Genomic DNA, 16,108 nt, shown 5'->3' with positions numbered 1-16,108 from the left:
CCAAATCATTATAAATTCATACTGGATAAACCAATGTATTGGGCCTTATCAAATTACACAGACTTCTTGACGGAACCGATCATTTGTTGTTTCCACATAATATCCCGACCTTTTCTTATAAAGTCCGTTAGTACATAAAAATATATCAACGATTATTAGAATATATCGGCGCAACTCGGAATATATCAGCGATTATCAAAATATATCGGCGCAACTTGAAATATATCAGCGATTATTAAAATATATCGACTTACCGACAGAAATCGACAATAATAGCAGGCTTTAAATAAAAGGAGGCTATTCAAAAACGAGCCTCCTTTTCTTTTAGTACAAAGATTTTTTCATATTATTCCGAATAATTTCAAGGGATTTCGCTACAGTTAATGCATTCTTTTCTTCAATTTCTGGTTTGCGGGGGATAGGTTTATACATGTTGTCTGGATCTTCCCATGTGAGAGGAAGTTCTGTTTCTGCTTGTCCTTTCCAAGCTTCAATCCATTCTGGAGGGAGATAACCTGAGATGTTTTGGATGTTGTTCATTTCAAGCCAAATGAGTGCCCAAGCTCTTGGGACGACGCGCCAGTGGTCATAACCACCACCGCCGACAGCAATCCAGCGACCTTCGCAATATTCGTTAGCGATTTCGCGAGCGAGCTTCGGTATCTCGCGGTAAATATTCATCGTTGCGCAAAGGTGTGTAAGTGGGTCGTAATAATGTGCGTCAGCACCATTTTGCGTTAAAATAATATCCGGTTTAAAGTATGCGGCCACTTCTCTTACGACAGTTCGATAGGAATCTAAGAAAGATTCGTCTTCTGTAAAAGCATCGAGTGGAACGTTAAAAGAATAACTATAGCCATTACCTTGTCCGCGTTCGTTTACAGCGCCAGTTCCAGGGAATAAATATCGACCAGTTTCATGTAGTGAAATGGTGCATACGTTAGGATCGTCATAAAAGGACCACTGTACACCATCACCGTGATGAGCATCTGTATCAATATATAAAACGCGTAAACCGTATTTCTTCTGAATATATTTCATTGCGATGGAACTGTCGTTATAAATACAAAAGCCAGATGCCTTGCCGCGGAAACCGTGATGTAAGCCACCTCCTAAGTTAAGCGCGTGCTTTACTTTCCCGGAAAGAACAGCATCGACAGCTGTTAACGTACCCCCAACGAGTAATGCGCTTGCTTCGTGCATATTCGGAAACATTGGTGTATCTTCTGTTCCGAGTCCATATGTCATCGCAATTGATTTTTCTAACTTTCCTTCTCCAGCACGTTTTACCGCATTTATGTACTCCTCTGTATGAATGTAGGCAATTTCTTCATCTGTAGCCATCCTTGGTGAGATGATTTGGGAAGGAGAGATGAAACCACCCTTTTGTAATAAATCATACGTAAGTGTGACGCGCAGTTGGTTAAAAGGATGATCAGGGCTAAATGAATAGCCCCGAAAGTCATCCGAATAAATAAACGCGCTACTCATGCTTGCATCCCTATAATGTTCGGCCATAATACGCGGTAGCCTTCTGCCTCAAGTGCATCAATCACTTTTAGCGGATTCATCGTTTGGATGCGGAAAACGAGTACTTTATCATTCTCATCTTTTGCTGGGTAGACGAGAACGCTCACGATATTGATTTGTAACTCACTAAAAATAGCAACGACTTTCCCGAGAATACCAGGTTCGTTTTTTACTTGAATTTCAATTTGTGAACTCGGTTGATGTGCTCCTGTTAATTTCACTAACGTGTGTAGCACAGTAGATTCAGAAATAATTCCAACTAACTTTCCAGCCTTTGTAACAGGAAGACAGCCAATTTTATTTTCAAAAAATAAAGTAGCAATTTCCTCAACAAAGTCGAGAGGATGGCAAGTCATAACAGGGTGTTTCATAATAAGTTCAAGTGGTTGCTTCAGCATATCGAGTGAAACTTGTTCATCTAAAATAGACGGACTTGCATCTCTTACATCCCGATCAGAAATAATGCCTACGACATGATTATTTTGATCGACAATTGGAATGTGCCGAATGCCTTTCGTGCGTATCGTTCGGATTGCTGTTTCGATTGTATCGTTTGGGTGTAGTGTCACCACATCTTGATTCATAATTTCTTCTACAATCATTCCAGTTGCCCCCTTTATTAATACATAAAACGATTGTGAAAACGTAGACGATCAAATGCTTGAATAGAATCCGTATCAACGCGTTTACCGATGCGGACCATTAAACAGTTAGCAGGATGCGAACAAATTTCAGGATCATCTGTAGCCATCCATTGTAACCCGCCAGCATTCATCATTTTTTCCATTACTTTTCGATACTCCCAAACATTTAAGCCAGTTTGTTTTAAATCCCAGTGCCAATAATATTCAGTCGTCAATATAATGTAATCTTCCATATGGTCGTCCATCATTGAAACTTCTAATAAGTTTTTTCCGACAGCGCAACCGCGGAAGGCAGGGACAACTTCAATCGCCCCAAGTTCAATTAAGTTTTCCATCTTTCCTTCTGACCATCGTTCAAGTGGATCAGGATACAAGTATGTAACATATCCAACAATCGTTTGGTCATGTCTAGCAATAATGAGACGAGCTTCTGGCAATTTAGAAATTTCGACAATTGCTTTATATTGTTGCTCGGCAGGACGAAACGCAATTAAGTCTGGATGAAATTCATACATTTCTAAGTTATGTGTAGAGACAGGCCCTTCAATAATTAAAGTGCCTTTCGCTGTTTTTAAGTTTCTAGCATTATATATTTTTTTATGAATCAATGTATTGCTCACCACCTTGAGGGTTTGTGAATCTATTCATATCGTACTTTATAATATATGCGATGTGAATCGAAATTTGTCATTAAAAATTTGTCTAAAAATCAACAAATATACTGAAAATTTTAAATAATGTTATTATAATAGATAATAGAATACATAGGAGGGGGATGTAAAGTATGAAAGTAGAAACGCTTCCTGTTATTAAAGGAGAAAATAATTTGCCGAATTATGATGAGGCATACGCGAATTTTAACTGGGAAGAGGTTAATAAAAACTTTACTTGGAATGAAACAGGCCGAGTAAATATGGCGTATGAGGCAATTGATAAGCATGCGAAATCCGATCGGAAGAATAAAGTAGCCCTTTATTATCAAGATGGATCGCGAAAAGAGAAGTATACATTTAAGGAAATGAAGGATTTTTCTAATAAAGCAGGAAACGTCCTGAAAAATTATGGCGATGTAGAAAAAGGCGATCGCGTTTTTATTTTTATGCCGCGTTCCCCAGAGTTATATTTCGCACTTCTTGGTGCAGTGAAGTTGGGAGCAATTGTTGGTCCGCTATTTGAAGCATTTATGGAAGGCGCAGTTCGCGATCGTTTAGAAGATAGCGAAGCAAAAGTGTTAATTACAACACCTGAATTGTTAGAGCGTGTACCATTAAATGATTTACCTGCTTTAAAAACAGTCTTTCTTGTTGGAGATCATGTAGAAGAAGGCGGTAAAACGGTAGCATTCAATCCTTTATTTGAACAAGCTTCAAAAGAATTACATATTGAATGGTTAGGCCGTGAAGACGGTTTGATTCTACATTACACGTCTGGTTCTACTGGTAAGCCAAAAGGTGTGCTTCATGCGCAAAACGCAATGGTTCAGCACTACCAAACGGCGAAGTGGGTATTAGATTTAAAAGAAGACGATGTATATTGGTGCACAGCTGACCCAGGCTGGGTAACGGGAACTGCTTACGGTATTTTTGCGCCGTGGTTAGTCGGAGCATCAAATGTTATTTTAGGCGGACGCTTTAGTCCAGAAGCGTGGTATGAAGCACTGCAAGATTACGGTGTAACAGTTTGGTATAGTGCACCAACAGCATTTCGCATGTTAATGGGCGCTGGACAAGATGCAATTAAAAAATACGATTTATCACAAGTGCGCCACGTATTAAGCGTTGGTGAACCGTTAAATCCAGAAGTAATTCGCTGGGGTATGAACGCATTTGGACTTCGTATTCATGATACGTGGTGGATGACAGAAACAGGTGGACAAGTTATTTGTAACTACCCTTGTATGGAAATCCGTCCAGGGTCAATGGGGAAACCAATTCCAGGTGTAAAAGCAGCAATTGTTGATAATGAAGGAAATGAAGTGCCTCCATACACAATGGGTAACTTAGCAATTGGCAAAGGTTGGCCAGCGATGATGCGCGGAATTTGGAATAACAAGCAAAAGTATGAGTCTTACTTCATGCCAGGCGATTGGTACGTATCAGGTGACTCTGCATACATGGATGAGGATGGATACTTCTGGTTCCAAGGGCGTATTGACGATGTAATTATGACATCAGGCGAGCGCGTTGGTCCGTTTGAAGTAGAAAGCAAATTAATCGAGCATGCTGCTGTTGCAGAAGCTGGTGTAATCGGTATTCCTGATCCGGTGCGCGGCGAAATTATTAAAGCATTTATCGCGCTTCGTGCAGGATACGAACCATCTGAAGAATTAAAAGAAGAAATTCGTCAATTTGTAAAGAAAGGTCTAGCAGCTCATGCAGCGCCAAGACAAATTGAATTTAGAGATAAATTACCGAAAACGAGAAGCGGTAAAATTATGCGCCGCGTATTAAAAGCGTGGGAGTTAAACTTACCAACAGGTGACTTATCAACGATGGAAGATTAAGAGAGAAAGGTCTGAACGAAATAGCGTTCAGACCTTTCTTTTTTTCTTCTCTCTTTAACCTACATATAAAGAGGGAAGAAAATGAAAACAGAAAAAGAAAAAATGATACTAGGAGAAATATATATACCGACTGATCCAGTTGTATTAAAAGATGTGTCAGATCATGTAGTAGTTGGCGGAAATCCTGCAAAGATTATAAAAAAATAAAATAATATTTGAACGAAGTACCTTCCTCGTCTGTATACATTTATGAAACAATAGATGAGGGAGGCTTTTTATATGTCTAATAAATTACTTCTTACTTTTGCTTTAATTGGAGTTATAGTCGTATTTTCTTGTGGTTTGCTATTACCGATGCCAATCGGATTTAAAGTATCAATGATTACAGCTGGAGTTATGATGATTGTTATATTTTCAATCATTATTCCATTTGATAGAAAACATATAGTAAGAAAAAATGGATATAAAATTGATTTTACGAAAACAAAAGTATATTTTCGCTGGAATGTATTTGATACGATTTCGGCTTGCCTGGCAGTGTATGCATGTATATGTGTGCAAGCATTAAATATTTTAGTTTCAACTGGCGAGACAATTCAAAACCCGTATGTTCAATTTTTTACGAATCAATCACAAGTATGGATTATTGTCGCAAGTTGCTATTTAATTTCCCGTATTTCATTAACGTTAAAAGGAATAAAGGAGATCAAAAATCATGGCGCAGATTGGGATTGAGGAGGAACTTATGCTTGCATATCAAAGTGGAGATAAGCAGGCTGGGGAAAAACTATACGTTTTAATCAAACCAGCGCTATACACATTTTTATATCGATTTAACCGAGATGAACAATTGAGTATCGACCTTGTCCAAGATACGTTTTTGACGTTAGAACGAAAGAAACATATGTATGAACTTGAAAAAGGAAAAATAAAAACGTATTTATTTCAAATTGGTTATCGTCTTATGATTAATAAATTAAATAGGAGAAAAAAGTGGCGTACGCTTTTGCCATTTTTAGTGCCGATTCCGGAAAAAGAATTTTCTCACGAAGATCGGCTCACAGTAAGAGAAGCAATTTTGAAAGTTCCAGAAGAGCAAAGAGCAGTCCTAATCCTTTCTTATTATCATGACATGCAGCAAAAAGAAATTGCAGAGGTATTAGATATTCCGGTTGGAACGGTGAAGTCGAGACTTCATAACGGGATAAAGAAATTGAAACAATTGCTGGAGGTGGACGAAATTGAGCGAAAATCCCTTTAAGAGTGAATATAAATTAAAACAGCATTTAGATAGTGACCATGTAGAAGTACCGGACTTTCCAAAAACGGTAAGTCGATTCGATCGATTAATCGGGTTTCTTGGTTCCTCGGCGAAAGATCCTGTGGAGGCTACGATTGGGAATGATTTATCAATTGTATTTCATGTATCGTTATTAGTTGGGGTTCCAATTCTTTCTCTTATTACGATACTCTTTATGACGCTGTAAAGGATCGGCAAGGAGGGAAAACTGACCTCTATTTGACACGCCTATATAAATGATGGTATAAAGAAAAGTATATGAATAATTGAGCGTGGAAAGGGAGAAGTAGTGATCATTTCCCTGTTTTAGAGAGCTGATGGCCGGTGAAAATCAGCACATAGATGATCGCGAATTACGCCCCTAGAGCATCTTTTTTCGATTGAATTGTATTCAAAAGGGAAGAGACGGTGCTAAGCCGTTATGTAAATAAGGTGGTAGGCTTTTTTGGTCTGCAACTAGGGTGGTAACGCGATAATCAAAATCGTCCCTTATTTGAAGGGGCGATTTTTTTATGTTTTCAACCTTCACGCCAGTAATGAACTTAAAGGAGAGTATGTAGGATATGGGTATTTTACAAGATCTTGAATTTCGCGGTCTAATTAATCAGCAAACAGACGCTGAGGGCCTTGAGCAATTATTAGAAAAAGAAAGCGTTAAATTATACTGTGGTTTCGACCCGACAGCGGATAGCTTACACATCGGTCATATGTTACCAGTGTTAATGTTACGTCGTTTCCAATTAGCTGGTCACCAACCAATCGCACTTGTTGGCGGTGGTACTGGTATGATCGGTGACCCAAGTGGAAAAAAAGCGGAGCGTACATTAAATACGAAAGATACAGTTGCTTACTACACAGAAAGCATTAAAAACCAACTTTCAAACTTCTTAGAGTTTGAAAACGTGGACAACCCAGCAACGATGGCTAACAACTATGACTGGCTTGGTAACTTAGATGTCATTTCATTCTTACGCGATATCGGTAAAAACTTCGGTTTAAACTATATGTTAGCAAAAGATACAGTAGCATCTCGTTTAGAAACTGGTATTTCATTTACTGAGTTTAGTTACATGATTTTACAATCATACGACTTCTTAAACTTATACCAACACCATAATTGCCGCCTACAAATCGGTGGTAGTGATCAATGGGGTAACATTACAGCTGGTCTTGAATTAATCCGTAAATCAGAAGAAGATGCGAAAGCATTCGGTTTAACAATTCCACTTGTTACAAAATCTGACGGTACGAAGTTTGGTAAAACAGAAGGCGGCGCAATTTGGTTAGACCCAGAGAAAACAACTCCTTACGAGTTCTACCAATTCTGGATTAACACAGATGACCGAGACGTTGTTAAATACTTAAAATACTTTACATTCTTATCTCATGAAGAAATTCTTGAGCTTGAAAAGCAAGTAGCTGAAGCACCAGAAAAACGTGCAGCACAAAAAGCATTAGGTGCAGAAATGACAAAACTTGTTCACGGCGAAGAAGCATTAGAGCAAGCGATTAAAATTTCAGCTGCATTATTCAGCGGTTCTGTAGCAGAACTAACTGCAAGCGAAATCGAGCAAGGCTTCAAAGACGTACCATCTGTAGAACGTACTGCAGAAGATACAGTATTAATCGACTTACTTGTAGAAAGCAAAATCTCTCCATCAAAACGTCAAGCACGTGAAGATGTAACGAACGGCGCAATCTACGTAAACGGTGAGCGTACACAAGCATTAGACTACGTTGTAACAGAAAAAGACCGCATCGAAGGTAAATTCACAATCATTCGCCGCGGTAAAAAGAAATATTTCTTAATTCGTTACTAATTAGAAACGAATATAAATAAATAGTACCCCGAATTGTAGGTTGAAAAGTCTATGATTCGGGGTTTTTATGTATGGATTTAAAACGCCGCATCTTTTCTTTTAAATAGAATATAAAGAATTAATATGAGCATATAAAGTAAACTCACTAGCATAACGATAAATGCTGTCGGATAAAATTTTGCTGCATATATAAAGAAATCAATTTGATAAATATCTTCGTAATTAGAAACGGTGCCTTTGAAGTAATTCGTAAACTTAGCGCTATATTTCCATTCATCAGGATCATCTATTAAATTACTCCCCTGATACCAATTAATAAGCGCGGAAGTAATAAACAACATACATGCACTGCCTAACTGAACCATTTGGTTTATTGTCAAAATGAATCAACCTCCTATTTTATGGTTATTATAGCGTGCATTCATATACTTGTAACCATTTTGTTGTAATCTCCTTTTCGAGTTCATACGGAAATCACATGTAAGCGGTATGATAAATGTATAACAACTAGAAAGGAGTGGTAAAACAAAATGTCACTAGAAGCGCTCATTATTTTTTCTTTGCTAAATGCGGGTCAGCTTGCAGAGAATTCGAAGGTTGATGTACATAAAGAGCAGAAAGATGCTTATGTATATGTTCAGAAAGAGGGAAATAAATAATTTTATTTTATATATAAACGAAAAAAGAAGGTGTCCAAAAAGTCAGTGAAAATGGTTTTTGAGAGATACCTTCTTTTTGGTATACACATATTATTTTTAATGGTTTCTTGTACAAATATTGATAAAAGAGCTAGTTGAATGTTGGTATTTACATAACTAAAGTTATCGGCAGTCATTTTGGTTTTCGTATGCAAATTCTATACATTGTGGAGGTACCTTCTCGAAGGACCTACCCTCATAATACATGCATCGCATGTATTATGAGGGTAGGGGGGTGTGAAATGTCTAGGGGAATTTATAAATATTACATAATAAAAGTCACAGCTCGTGTGAGTGTGACTTAAATGTTTTTTTTGCTAAATTGTCCCCTTCTTCATGGGGCTTATGTATATATTGGAAACCGTATCCAGCTTTCATAACTATTTCCTCAGTCTTTTCAAAAAACTCTTCACCGTACTCAGTACAACGATATTTTCCGTGTATGCTAATAACAAATTGTCGTCCCTTAGCATCAGGATACATTTCATATATCGCTCCACTTTCAATAACTCCTAAGTAAGCATAAATCTTCTCTATCAATAAAGATACGTGTTCTTCTTCGTCTGACCAATCCTCTTCATCAGCAATAATAAGATGAACATATCCTGTTTCTTTTTCAACGGCTAATAAGTCTATTTGTTCTAATTCTCTTAAAGACATATATACACCTCATTATGCTTCATTATATAAGCAGTCTAAGAAATCCACAAAAGTGTTACTGATTACTGCCATTTCATCTAAATCCATTCCCATTAAAGGTATTTCAATTATTTGAGTTTCCCCGCCTTTTTCAAAAAAACCGTAAGCTGCATTCCCACCGTCTGAACCAAACAAAGTGACTCCTGGTGCAAATTCTTTTACTTCGTAGCCCTCGTTATGCTGTATTAAAACATCAATTGACCACAATTGTAGATATCCATTTTCACCAATTGCACCTTCTGCACCGTTTGATTCTAGCATAAAAGAAATATAGTCTGTTGGAAAACTTATATTCAATTGAGATTCAATTACAGTGATATTTTCTAATGATGTGGGTTGTTCCAAATCCATATCTTCAATGTATTTATGAAATATATTATCCATGATTATTCATTCTCCTTTAGCTTTTTTAACTCTCTCATAAGTCTGTTCCAATAGTTATTATACTGATAGTGTTCTGTGGGGGATAATGGAAGTTTATTTGCTAAATCTGTAGGACTACCGCCGTATTTTACGGGGTGAACTTCATGGATTTGTTTCCCTTTAAATTCAGGGTTTTCTCTATGAATCTTCCTATTAGCACTATTTGCGGCTTTTCTTGCTTGGTTATATTCTTCACCTTCTAATAATCTAAATGGACCATCAGGTTTCGGACCATTTTCAGGATAACCATGCCAACTTCGGAGGGTTAATTACATATAAACTCACTATCAAAGTAAAACTTGTTTATTAAATTGTTTAAGTAACTTATTATTTTGTAAAGGTATTAACATATCTCAAAAGCAAACTTATCCATATTCCAACTGAAAGGGCGATTAAATGATAATTAGAGAAGGCATTGAAGTAACTAAAATAACCTTAGATGGTTATGAATTACCGATTTCAGAAGGATATTCTGAGTTTCTACTTCGTGCTGGATATTGGAGGTACGATGAAGAAATCGAAAAAATAAAGCGTGATGAAATTCTAGCGTATTATGACAGAAAGGTTGTTCTGGAAGATGGTAAGTTGTGTACGATACTTATTTACAAAGGGAATAAAAAGAAAAGGGATAAAAAATCATGAATAAAAAAGAAAGTCTTATGGAAAGAAAAGAACGTACTATATACGATAACTCACCAAGTAAAAAGTGAACGCATAGGAGAAATATTTGTTCACTTTTACTTCATTCTTTACGTTAAATATAATTCATAATCCCCATCAATACTGCTTGGATCTCCGAATGTTTCCACGTATAGATTACACGCTTTTGTAAACCTATTTTTTTAATGCAAAGTGGTAACCTGCTTTGGTTATGACTTCTTGTAATACTAAACGCTCGAAGCCCTTTTCTTTTGCGAATGTTTTAAACCATTCAAGAATAATGCTTCCTTTTCCTGGATTACTTGGTGTAATGCTTATAGCAGCAGCTCATGAGCTTGCTCACATATTAATTCATGAGCCTTATCTGGACTTATCTACGTTGTCTAAAGATGAAGAAAGGGAAATGGAACAGCAGGCAAATGATTTTGCTAGTGCATTTCTACTACCTAAGGAGCCTTTTATTAGAGATGTTAGTATGTTTCCGATTGATCTAGACCATTATGTCTTTATGAAGAAGAAGTGGCATGTTTCTGTGGGAGTAATGATTAGAAGAGCATATAATTTAGGGGTAATTACTTTCAATCAATATTCATATCTGCAAAGACAAATGAGTAAAAATGGTTGGAGAAAAAAAGAACCATTAGATGGACAATCTAAGCCTACAAGTCCAGTTTTAATTAAAAAATCAATTCTTGCATTGTTTGAAAATGATGTTTTTGATGGCAATAGCATTTTAGAAGAACTTTCAAGTGAGTATCAATTAAGTCTACGTGAAGATATGTTTGAAGCATTAACTGGTTTAGCAGAAGGTACACTGGCTAACTTTAGAAATGATAAATCTAATGTTGTATTGGCACTAAAAAGAAATACTAACACTAGATCGAATAAGACAGTATAAAATGGATTAGGTAATGAAGAAAGCCGCTCATTTTTAGATGGGCGGCTTGTCCTTTAATATTTTATTTTTCGTCTTTCTTATAGTTCCAAGCGATCTCTACTACTTCTTCGGGTGTCAATTCTCGCGCATCCCAGAAAATCAGATCTCCCGCACCAGGATAAGGAACATTTTCCTCGAAAATGTCTACAGCTTCACTAACTTCTTCCTCTGTCATATTAAGTTCGTATATTTTTTTTACAAGCTCAAGAACTTCATGTTTAGTTAATTTTTGAGTCATTGGTCTCCTCCGTTTCAAATTTTATGTTTATCCTTTTTTTCCAAAGTGATATTTTGGATCTAAAATATTTTGATGCATTTTTGGAGATACAATAATCAAGTTATCAAGATCGTATACTTCGCCACCTTGATGAATAGGTTGTTTGTGGTGCAAGATAAAAGTCTTATGATTTCCGTATCTCTCCGAACTCGGACAAAATGGTGCATATCCTTTTTCCATAAGTTTAATGTTCATAGAATTAAATTCTTTTGCATAACTTGACTCAGCAACGGTTTTCCAAAACTCTTTTCTAAATTCATCAAACGAACTAAATTCTCTTCCTACTAATTTTTCTCGAACTTCTTGAGGAATAACACCAATAGCACCATCATTAAACATTAACTGCTTTTGAGTACTTAAACTTCGTTCAAGATTAAAGCTTGAAGTCACTGCACCCGGTGAATTTCTTTTTACTGCACTTGAAGTTTTCGCAAACGAATATGTATCTAAAGGTTTAATAGTATCTACTTTATAATCTATGTTACCATAAGCAACGGCCGGTTCTAAACGAATTCCGAATCGAAAGGCCGACATAGATGGTAAATCTTTACCCCACCTTACGCCATTACCTACAGCACCAGCACCTTTGGTACCAACTGCAAGGATCGCCAAGGAAGTCGCTCCATATGCTAACGATTCTACATAGCTTTCTGTATCACCGTATTCTACGTTCTTTATATACCAGTCAGACAAAACGTTTCGCATATCATACATCTTTTGAATTGCTTCGTTTTTTTCATGATTCAGTGTTCCGATAGGGTCATTCCACAGGCCTCTAATAAATTCGTATTTATCTTTAAATTCCTCTTTCTTGTCATGAACAGAACTCTCCACAAAGTCCATGATTCCATCTTTCGCGTCTTCGAATGTTCCTTTTGGGTCATCAACTAAGTTTCCGAAAAAGTCTAATACTTGTTTTCCTGCTTTTTCAAGCGGCTCAATAAGCTGATCTCCTGCTGCCTTCCCACTTCCTCTCTGAAAGGCTGTCCAGATTTTATCAACTGGATTATATTCACCGTATGCTTTTTCATCCGCTTCACGAAATTTTTTCGCAATTCTTCTTAATTCTAACTCTGTGAACGTTAAATGTTTTAAGTATGACTCCATCTGCTTTTTCGCTTCAAAAAAATCAGCATAAAAGCGTTGTTGCGATGTTCCAATCTACTGCATTTGTAAATTGAAAATGATTAGTGTAAGATCTTGAATGGTTCTTTCACTATCTCCCTTTGCCCGTGCTACAGAACTTGCCATTTCCTCTAATCTTTCAGGAGTAACTCGTATTTGCCCCAATTGATTTGTTCCCCCCTTCTTTTTTGTGTGTATAAAATTACCAATACAAGTATAGCAAATTTATAGAGGGGGATTGCGGAAAAATATGTAATAGAGAAACGAAATACAAAAAATTCAATTTATAGATATTTTAAAAATCGAAACATCTAGCTAGTGGGTTTGAGTCACCACTTTTGGAGAGTGAATTAAATTAATTGATGAATATCCGAAAATAGATAAGTGAATTTTCACTAGTCAGACTCACTGTCCAAAATTGGACTACGAATGAGTTTTCGTTCCTGAAATTTTAGGGGCGAAATATTTTTTATTAATATACTTACACTTACCAATTTCTATACACACGCCAGCCTTTTTATTGTGGCCCCAAACTGGCCCCAATTACATTCTTTTTTATGCTTTATCTTGCATTATCAAATAAAATAAAAAAAGCCCAGAATCCTTGAATTAACAAGGTTCCTAAGGCTTTTAATACGACTCTTTTCAGAGTACCAAGATTAACGAGAGTAGAACTCTACGATTAATGCTTCGTTGATTTCAGCTGGTAACTCAGCACGCTCAGCGTGACGAGTGTAAGTAGCTTCTAATTTGTCAGCATCGAAAGTTAAGTATTCTGGTACGAAGTTGTTAACTTCGATCGCTTCTTTAACAACAACAAGGTTGTTAGATTTTTCGCGAACGCTGATAGTTTGACCAGGTTTTACACGGTAAGATGGGATATCTACGCGAGCGCCATCAACCATGATGTGACCGTGGTTTACTAATTGGCGAGCTGCACGACGAGTGCGAGCTAAGCCCATACGGTAAACTAAGTTGTCAAGACGAGCTTCAAGAAGGATCATGAAGTTTTCGCCGTGCTTACCAGGCATTTTACCTGCTTGGTCAAATGTGCGACGGAATTGACGCTCAGTCATGCCGTACATGTGACGAAGTTTTTGTTTCTCTTGTAATTGTAAACCGTATTCTGAAAGTTTCTTACGTTGGTTAGGACCGTGAGGACCTGGTGCGTAAGGGCGTTTTTCTAATTCTTTTCCTGTGCCGCTTAGAGAGATTCCAAGACGACGAGACAGTTTCCAAGCTGGACCTGTATAACGAGCCATAGTTGACTCCTCCTTTAAAATGTTTTTATTTACGTAAAATAAAAACAGACGTAATCGATATTTACGGGCATTTTGTTTTCATGTACCTTCGCTCCAGCAGCAGGGAGTTACGAGATACACCTCCGCAGAGGAACAAAATACAAACGATAAACTCACATTACAAGGCTGCCTTTTTATTTTACACAAACGCTATTATATCTTTTACCCAGAGTTTCGTCAAGCGAGTACGTTTTTGTTTTATGCATATAAATTTTGGAAATGAACAAGAAGGAATTTAAAACGATATAAAAGAAGAGATAGAAACACAAATAAAACGCTTACATAAAATGTAGTAAAAACGTTCATCAAATTTTTGTTGGTGAATATGCGGCAATAAAAACATAAAAGGGGATGTTTTTATGAAAAAGAAGCATATGGAGACAGCGTTAATTCATCACGGTTATACATCAGAGGAACATAAAGGAAGCTTAACACCGCCTTTATTTCAAACGTCTACATTTACATTTGAGACTGCGCAGCAAGGAGAGGCGAGTTTTGCGGGAGTGGATCCATCTTATATTTACTCAAGACTTGGAAATCCGACTGTGAAATTATTTGAAGAACGTATGGCGGTGTTAGAAGGAGGAGAAGAAGCGCTTGCTTTCGGATCCGGTATGGCAGCTATTTCCGCAACGTTAATTGGTTTTCTAAAAGCTGGAGATCATATTATTTGTTCAAATGGATTATACGGATGCACATACGGCTTTTTGGAAGTGTTGGAAGAAAAATTTATGATTACGCATTCGTTTTGTGATATGGAGACAGAGGCTGATATTGAAAATAAAATTCGCCCAAATACAAAGCTTATTTTCGTTGAAACACCGATTAATCCGACAATGAAATTAATTGATTTAAAACAAGTGATTCGGGTTGCGAAGCGAAATGGTTTACTTGTCATTGTTGACAATACGTTTTGTTCACCTTATTTACAAAGACCGCTTGAACTTGGCTGTGACGCCGTTGTTCATAGTGCGACAAAATATATTGGTGGTCACGGTGATGTTGTGGCGGGTGTAACAATTTGTAAAACGAAAGCGTTAGCTGAAAAAATTCGCCCGATGCGAAAAGATATCGGCGGTATTATGGCACCGTTTGATGCGTGGTTATTGTTACGCGGATTAAAGACACTAGCGGTAAGAATGGACCGCCATTGTGATAATGCAGAAAAAATTGTATCGTTCCTAAAAAATCATGATGCGGTAGAAGGTGTTTGGTACCCAGAAGGAGAGTTAGCATCTCGCCAAATGAAACGTGGGGGCGGCGTTATATCTTTTTCAATTAAAGGCGGGAAAGAAGAGACGCAGGCGTTTATTAATGACCTTCACTTTATTACAATTGCGGTAAGTTTAGGAGATACAGAAACGTTAATTCAGCACCCGGCAACGATGACGCACGCTGCGATTCCAGCTGAGTTAAGACAAGAAATGGGCATTTATGATAATTTAATACGTTTATCTGTCGGTTTAGAATCGTGGGAGGATATCGTTTCTGATTTAGAGCAAGCGTTAAAGAAAATATCTACTGTTAGTAATCAATAAAAAAAGAGCTAGCTATCGGTTTTGTACGTCATGTACTTAATCGATAACTGGCTCTTTTTTGTTACATATGTTTCAGGAGTGTTTCCACAAACTTTTCTAAATAGCGCTGATCTACTTCGTCGAAACGATTTTTTTCAGGACTATCAATATCAAGTACACCAATGACATTCCCATCCTTAATAATCGGTACGACAATTTCTGAATTTGAAGCACTGTCGCAAGCGATATGCCCTGGGAATTGGTGGACGTCTGCTACAAGCTGCGTTGTTTTCGTTTCAGCTGCAACGCCGCAAACGCCTCGTCCAAATGGAATGCGCACGCAAGCAGGCATTCCTTGGAATGGTCCAAGAACAAGCTGATTTCCTTCTGTTACGTAAAAGCCAACCCAATTAACGCGATCTAAAAATTGGTTTAATAATGCGGACGCATTTGATAAGTTTGCGACTACGTTTGATTCGCCAGTTAATAATGCATCCAGTTGTTTTATTACTGTCTCATATTGCTGCACGCGAGATCCTGCATAACTTTCTTTAGTAAACATGGAAACAGCTCCTTTTTTATCGAGATGTGTAAAATATTAGCAAAATACGATGTATTTCACATGACTTTGTCGATAGAAAATTAAAGGAATTTGTCTTAAAAGTCAAGAAATT

20 protein-coding genes, 2 pseudogenes and 1 other annotated feature are annotated in these 16,108 nt (G+C 37.2%); of the genes and pseudogenes, 10 read left to right on the top strand and 12 right to left on the bottom strand.

Annotated elements, in window-relative coordinates; all coding sequences use genetic code 11:
• Nucleotides 1-324: 324 nt before the first annotated feature.
• From acuC to acuA, 3 genes are read right to left on the bottom strand one after another with little or no spacing between them, the layout of a single operon-like run.
• Nucleotides 325-1,491 carry an acetoin utilization protein AcuC gene (gene acuC / locus FH036_RS16150; RefSeq protein ID WP_000092805.1) on the bottom strand — a complete coding sequence of 389 codons (1,167 nt, stop codon included), beginning with the start codon at nucleotides 1,489-1,491 and terminating at the stop codon, nucleotides 325-327.
• Complete coding sequence (locus tag FH036_RS16145) at nucleotides 1,488-2,132, bottom strand: acetoin utilization AcuB family protein (RefSeq protein ID WP_139895988.1); 645 nt, start codon at nucleotides 2,130-2,132, stop codon at nucleotides 1,488-1,490. Before FH036_RS16145 ends, acuC begins: the two co-directional genes overlap by 4 nt.
• Nucleotides 2,133-2,149: 17 nt before the next feature.
• Nucleotides 2,150-2,782 carry an acetoin utilization protein acetyltransferase AcuA gene (gene acuA, locus FH036_RS16140; RefSeq protein WP_000581383.1) on the bottom strand — a complete coding sequence of 211 codons (633 nt, stop codon included), beginning with the start codon at nucleotides 2,780-2,782 and terminating at the stop codon, nucleotides 2,150-2,152.
• Nucleotides 2,783-2,958: 176 nt separating this feature from the next.
• On the opposite strand from acuA, the gene acsA reads away from it, so the two are divergent.
• The 6 genes from acsA (at nucleotide 2,959) to tyrS (ending at nucleotide 7,797) form a co-directional block, all read left to right on the top strand.
• Complete coding sequence (gene acsA, locus FH036_RS16135; RefSeq protein ID WP_000862042.1) at nucleotides 2,959-4,677, top strand: acetate--CoA ligase; 1,719 nt, start codon at nucleotides 2,959-2,961, stop codon at nucleotides 4,675-4,677.
• 81 nt (nucleotides 4,678-4,758) lie between these two features.
• Nucleotides 4,759-4,884, top strand: a complete 126-nt coding sequence (locus FH036_RS27450) for a hypothetical protein (RefSeq protein ID WP_257469603.1) — start codon at nucleotides 4,759-4,761, stop codon at nucleotides 4,882-4,884.
• Nucleotides 4,885-4,956: 72 nt separating this feature from the next.
• A complete protein-coding gene (locus tag FH036_RS16125) occupies nucleotides 4,957-5,412 on the top strand; it encodes a hypothetical protein (protein ID WP_000066452.1) in 456 nt (151 codons plus the stop codon).
• The gene (locus FH036_RS16120; RefSeq protein ID WP_000057186.1) at nucleotides 5,393-5,938 is read left to right on the top strand and encodes an RNA polymerase sigma factor; all 546 of its coding nucleotides are present in this window, start codon (nucleotides 5,393-5,395) and stop codon (nucleotides 5,936-5,938) included. Before FH036_RS16125 ends, FH036_RS16120 begins: the two co-directional genes overlap by 20 nt.
• A complete protein-coding gene (locus FH036_RS16115; protein ID WP_139895987.1) occupies nucleotides 5,919-6,164 on the top strand; it encodes a hypothetical protein in 246 nt (81 codons plus the stop codon). The genes FH036_RS16120 and FH036_RS16115 overlap by 20 nt, the downstream gene beginning before the upstream one ends.
• A 77-nt stretch (nucleotides 6,165-6,241) precedes the next feature.
• Nucleotides 6,242-6,470: a binding site (T-box leader), on the top strand.
• Between the two features lie 70 nt (nucleotides 6,471-6,540).
• Nucleotides 6,541-7,797, top strand: a complete 1,257-nt coding sequence (gene tyrS, locus FH036_RS16110; RefSeq protein WP_000512078.1) for a tyrosine--tRNA ligase — start codon at nucleotides 6,541-6,543, stop codon at nucleotides 7,795-7,797.
• A 77-nt stretch (nucleotides 7,798-7,874) separates the two neighbouring features.
• On the opposite strand, the gene FH036_RS16105 is transcribed toward tyrS, so the two are convergent.
• Nucleotides 7,875-8,177, bottom strand: coding sequence for a YjdJ family protein (locus FH036_RS16105; protein WP_000154634.1), 303 nt, complete (start codon nucleotides 8,175-8,177; stop codon nucleotides 7,875-7,877).
• 150 nt (nucleotides 8,178-8,327) lie between these two features.
• Between FH036_RS16105 and FH036_RS16100 the strand changes: the two genes are divergently transcribed.
• Nucleotides 8,328-8,456 carry a hypothetical protein gene (locus FH036_RS16100; RefSeq protein ID WP_044790658.1) on the top strand — a complete coding sequence of 43 codons (129 nt, stop codon included), beginning with the start codon at nucleotides 8,328-8,330 and terminating at the stop codon, nucleotides 8,454-8,456.
• A gap of 318 nt (nucleotides 8,457-8,774) precedes the next feature.
• Here the strand turns inward: FH036_RS16100 and FH036_RS16095 are convergent, their stop codons facing one another.
• Nucleotides 8,775-9,155, bottom strand: a complete 381-nt coding sequence (locus FH036_RS16095) for a DUF6572 domain-containing protein (RefSeq protein WP_139895986.1) — start codon at nucleotides 9,153-9,155, stop codon at nucleotides 8,775-8,777.
• Between the two features lie 12 nt (nucleotides 9,156-9,167).
• Nucleotides 9,168-9,578: an SMI1/KNR4 family protein gene (locus tag FH036_RS16090; RefSeq protein ID WP_044790656.1), complete on the bottom strand. Its 411-nt coding sequence runs from the start codon at nucleotides 9,576-9,578 to the stop codon at nucleotides 9,168-9,170.
• A 435-nt stretch (nucleotides 9,579-10,013) separates the two neighbouring features.
• Here FH036_RS16090 and FH036_RS16080 point away from each other — a divergent pair, with 435 nt between their 5' ends.
• Entirely contained in the window at nucleotides 10,014-10,259 is a 246-nt protein-coding gene (locus FH036_RS16080; RefSeq protein WP_044790655.1) for a hypothetical protein, read from the top strand.
• 107 nt (nucleotides 10,260-10,366) lie between these two features.
• Here the strand turns inward: FH036_RS16080 and FH036_RS27445 are convergent.
• Nucleotides 10,367-10,598 (bottom strand): annotated as a pseudogene (locus FH036_RS27445) (N-acetyltransferase); the annotation flags it as partial.
• Here FH036_RS27445 and FH036_RS16070 point away from each other — a divergent pair.
• Nucleotides 10,489-11,175, top strand: coding sequence for an ImmA/IrrE family metallo-endopeptidase (locus tag FH036_RS16070; RefSeq protein WP_306821675.1), 687 nt, complete (start codon nucleotides 10,489-10,491; stop codon nucleotides 11,173-11,175). The pseudogene FH036_RS27445 and the gene FH036_RS16070 overlap by 110 nt on opposite strands.
• Before the next feature lie 61 nt (nucleotides 11,176-11,236).
• Here the strand turns inward: FH036_RS16070 and FH036_RS16065 are convergent, their stop codons facing one another.
• The 4 genes and pseudogenes from FH036_RS16065 to rpsD all read right to left on the bottom strand — a co-directional run bounded on the left by FH036_RS16065 (nucleotide 11,237) and on the right by rpsD (nucleotide 13,878).
• Complete coding sequence (locus FH036_RS16065; protein WP_044790654.1) at nucleotides 11,237-11,452, bottom strand: bacteriocin immunity protein; 216 nt, start codon at nucleotides 11,450-11,452, stop codon at nucleotides 11,237-11,239.
• Nucleotides 11,453-11,479: 27 nt separating this feature from the next.
• Nucleotides 11,480-11,932 (bottom strand): annotated as a pseudogene (locus FH036_RS27730) (HNH endonuclease signature motif containing protein); the annotation flags it as partial.
• A gap of 720 nt (nucleotides 11,933-12,652) precedes the next feature.
• A complete protein-coding gene (locus FH036_RS27440) occupies nucleotides 12,653-12,781 on the bottom strand; it encodes a hypothetical protein (RefSeq protein WP_257469601.1) in 129 nt (42 codons plus the stop codon).
• Between the two features lie 494 nt (nucleotides 12,782-13,275).
• Nucleotides 13,276-13,878 carry a 30S ribosomal protein S4 gene (gene rpsD / locus FH036_RS16055; RefSeq protein WP_000135311.1) on the bottom strand — a complete coding sequence of 201 codons (603 nt, stop codon included), beginning with the start codon at nucleotides 13,876-13,878 and terminating at the stop codon, nucleotides 13,276-13,278.
• Between the two features lie 398 nt (nucleotides 13,879-14,276).
• On the opposite strand from rpsD, the gene megL reads away from it, so the two are divergent.
• Nucleotides 14,277-15,455 carry a methionine gamma-lyase gene (gene megL / locus FH036_RS16045; protein ID WP_000726583.1) on the top strand — a complete coding sequence of 393 codons (1,179 nt, stop codon included), beginning with the start codon at nucleotides 14,277-14,279 and terminating at the stop codon, nucleotides 15,453-15,455.
• A 61-nt stretch (nucleotides 15,456-15,516) separates the two neighbouring features.
• Here the strand turns inward: megL and FH036_RS16040 are convergent, their stop codons facing one another.
• Nucleotides 15,517-15,996: a GAF domain-containing protein gene (locus FH036_RS16040; RefSeq protein WP_000494335.1), complete on the bottom strand. Its 480-nt coding sequence runs from the start codon at nucleotides 15,994-15,996 to the stop codon at nucleotides 15,517-15,519.
• Nucleotides 15,997-16,108: the final 112 nt, after the last annotated feature.

Source organism: Bacillus sp. CD3-5 (assembly GCF_006349665.1).
GTDB classification, from domain to species: domain Bacteria; phylum Bacillota; class Bacilli; order Bacillales; family Bacillaceae_G; genus Bacillus_A; species Bacillus_A paranthracis.
Note: the sequence above shows the minus strand (reverse complement) of the source record. Positions and strands in the feature narration are given on the sequence as shown.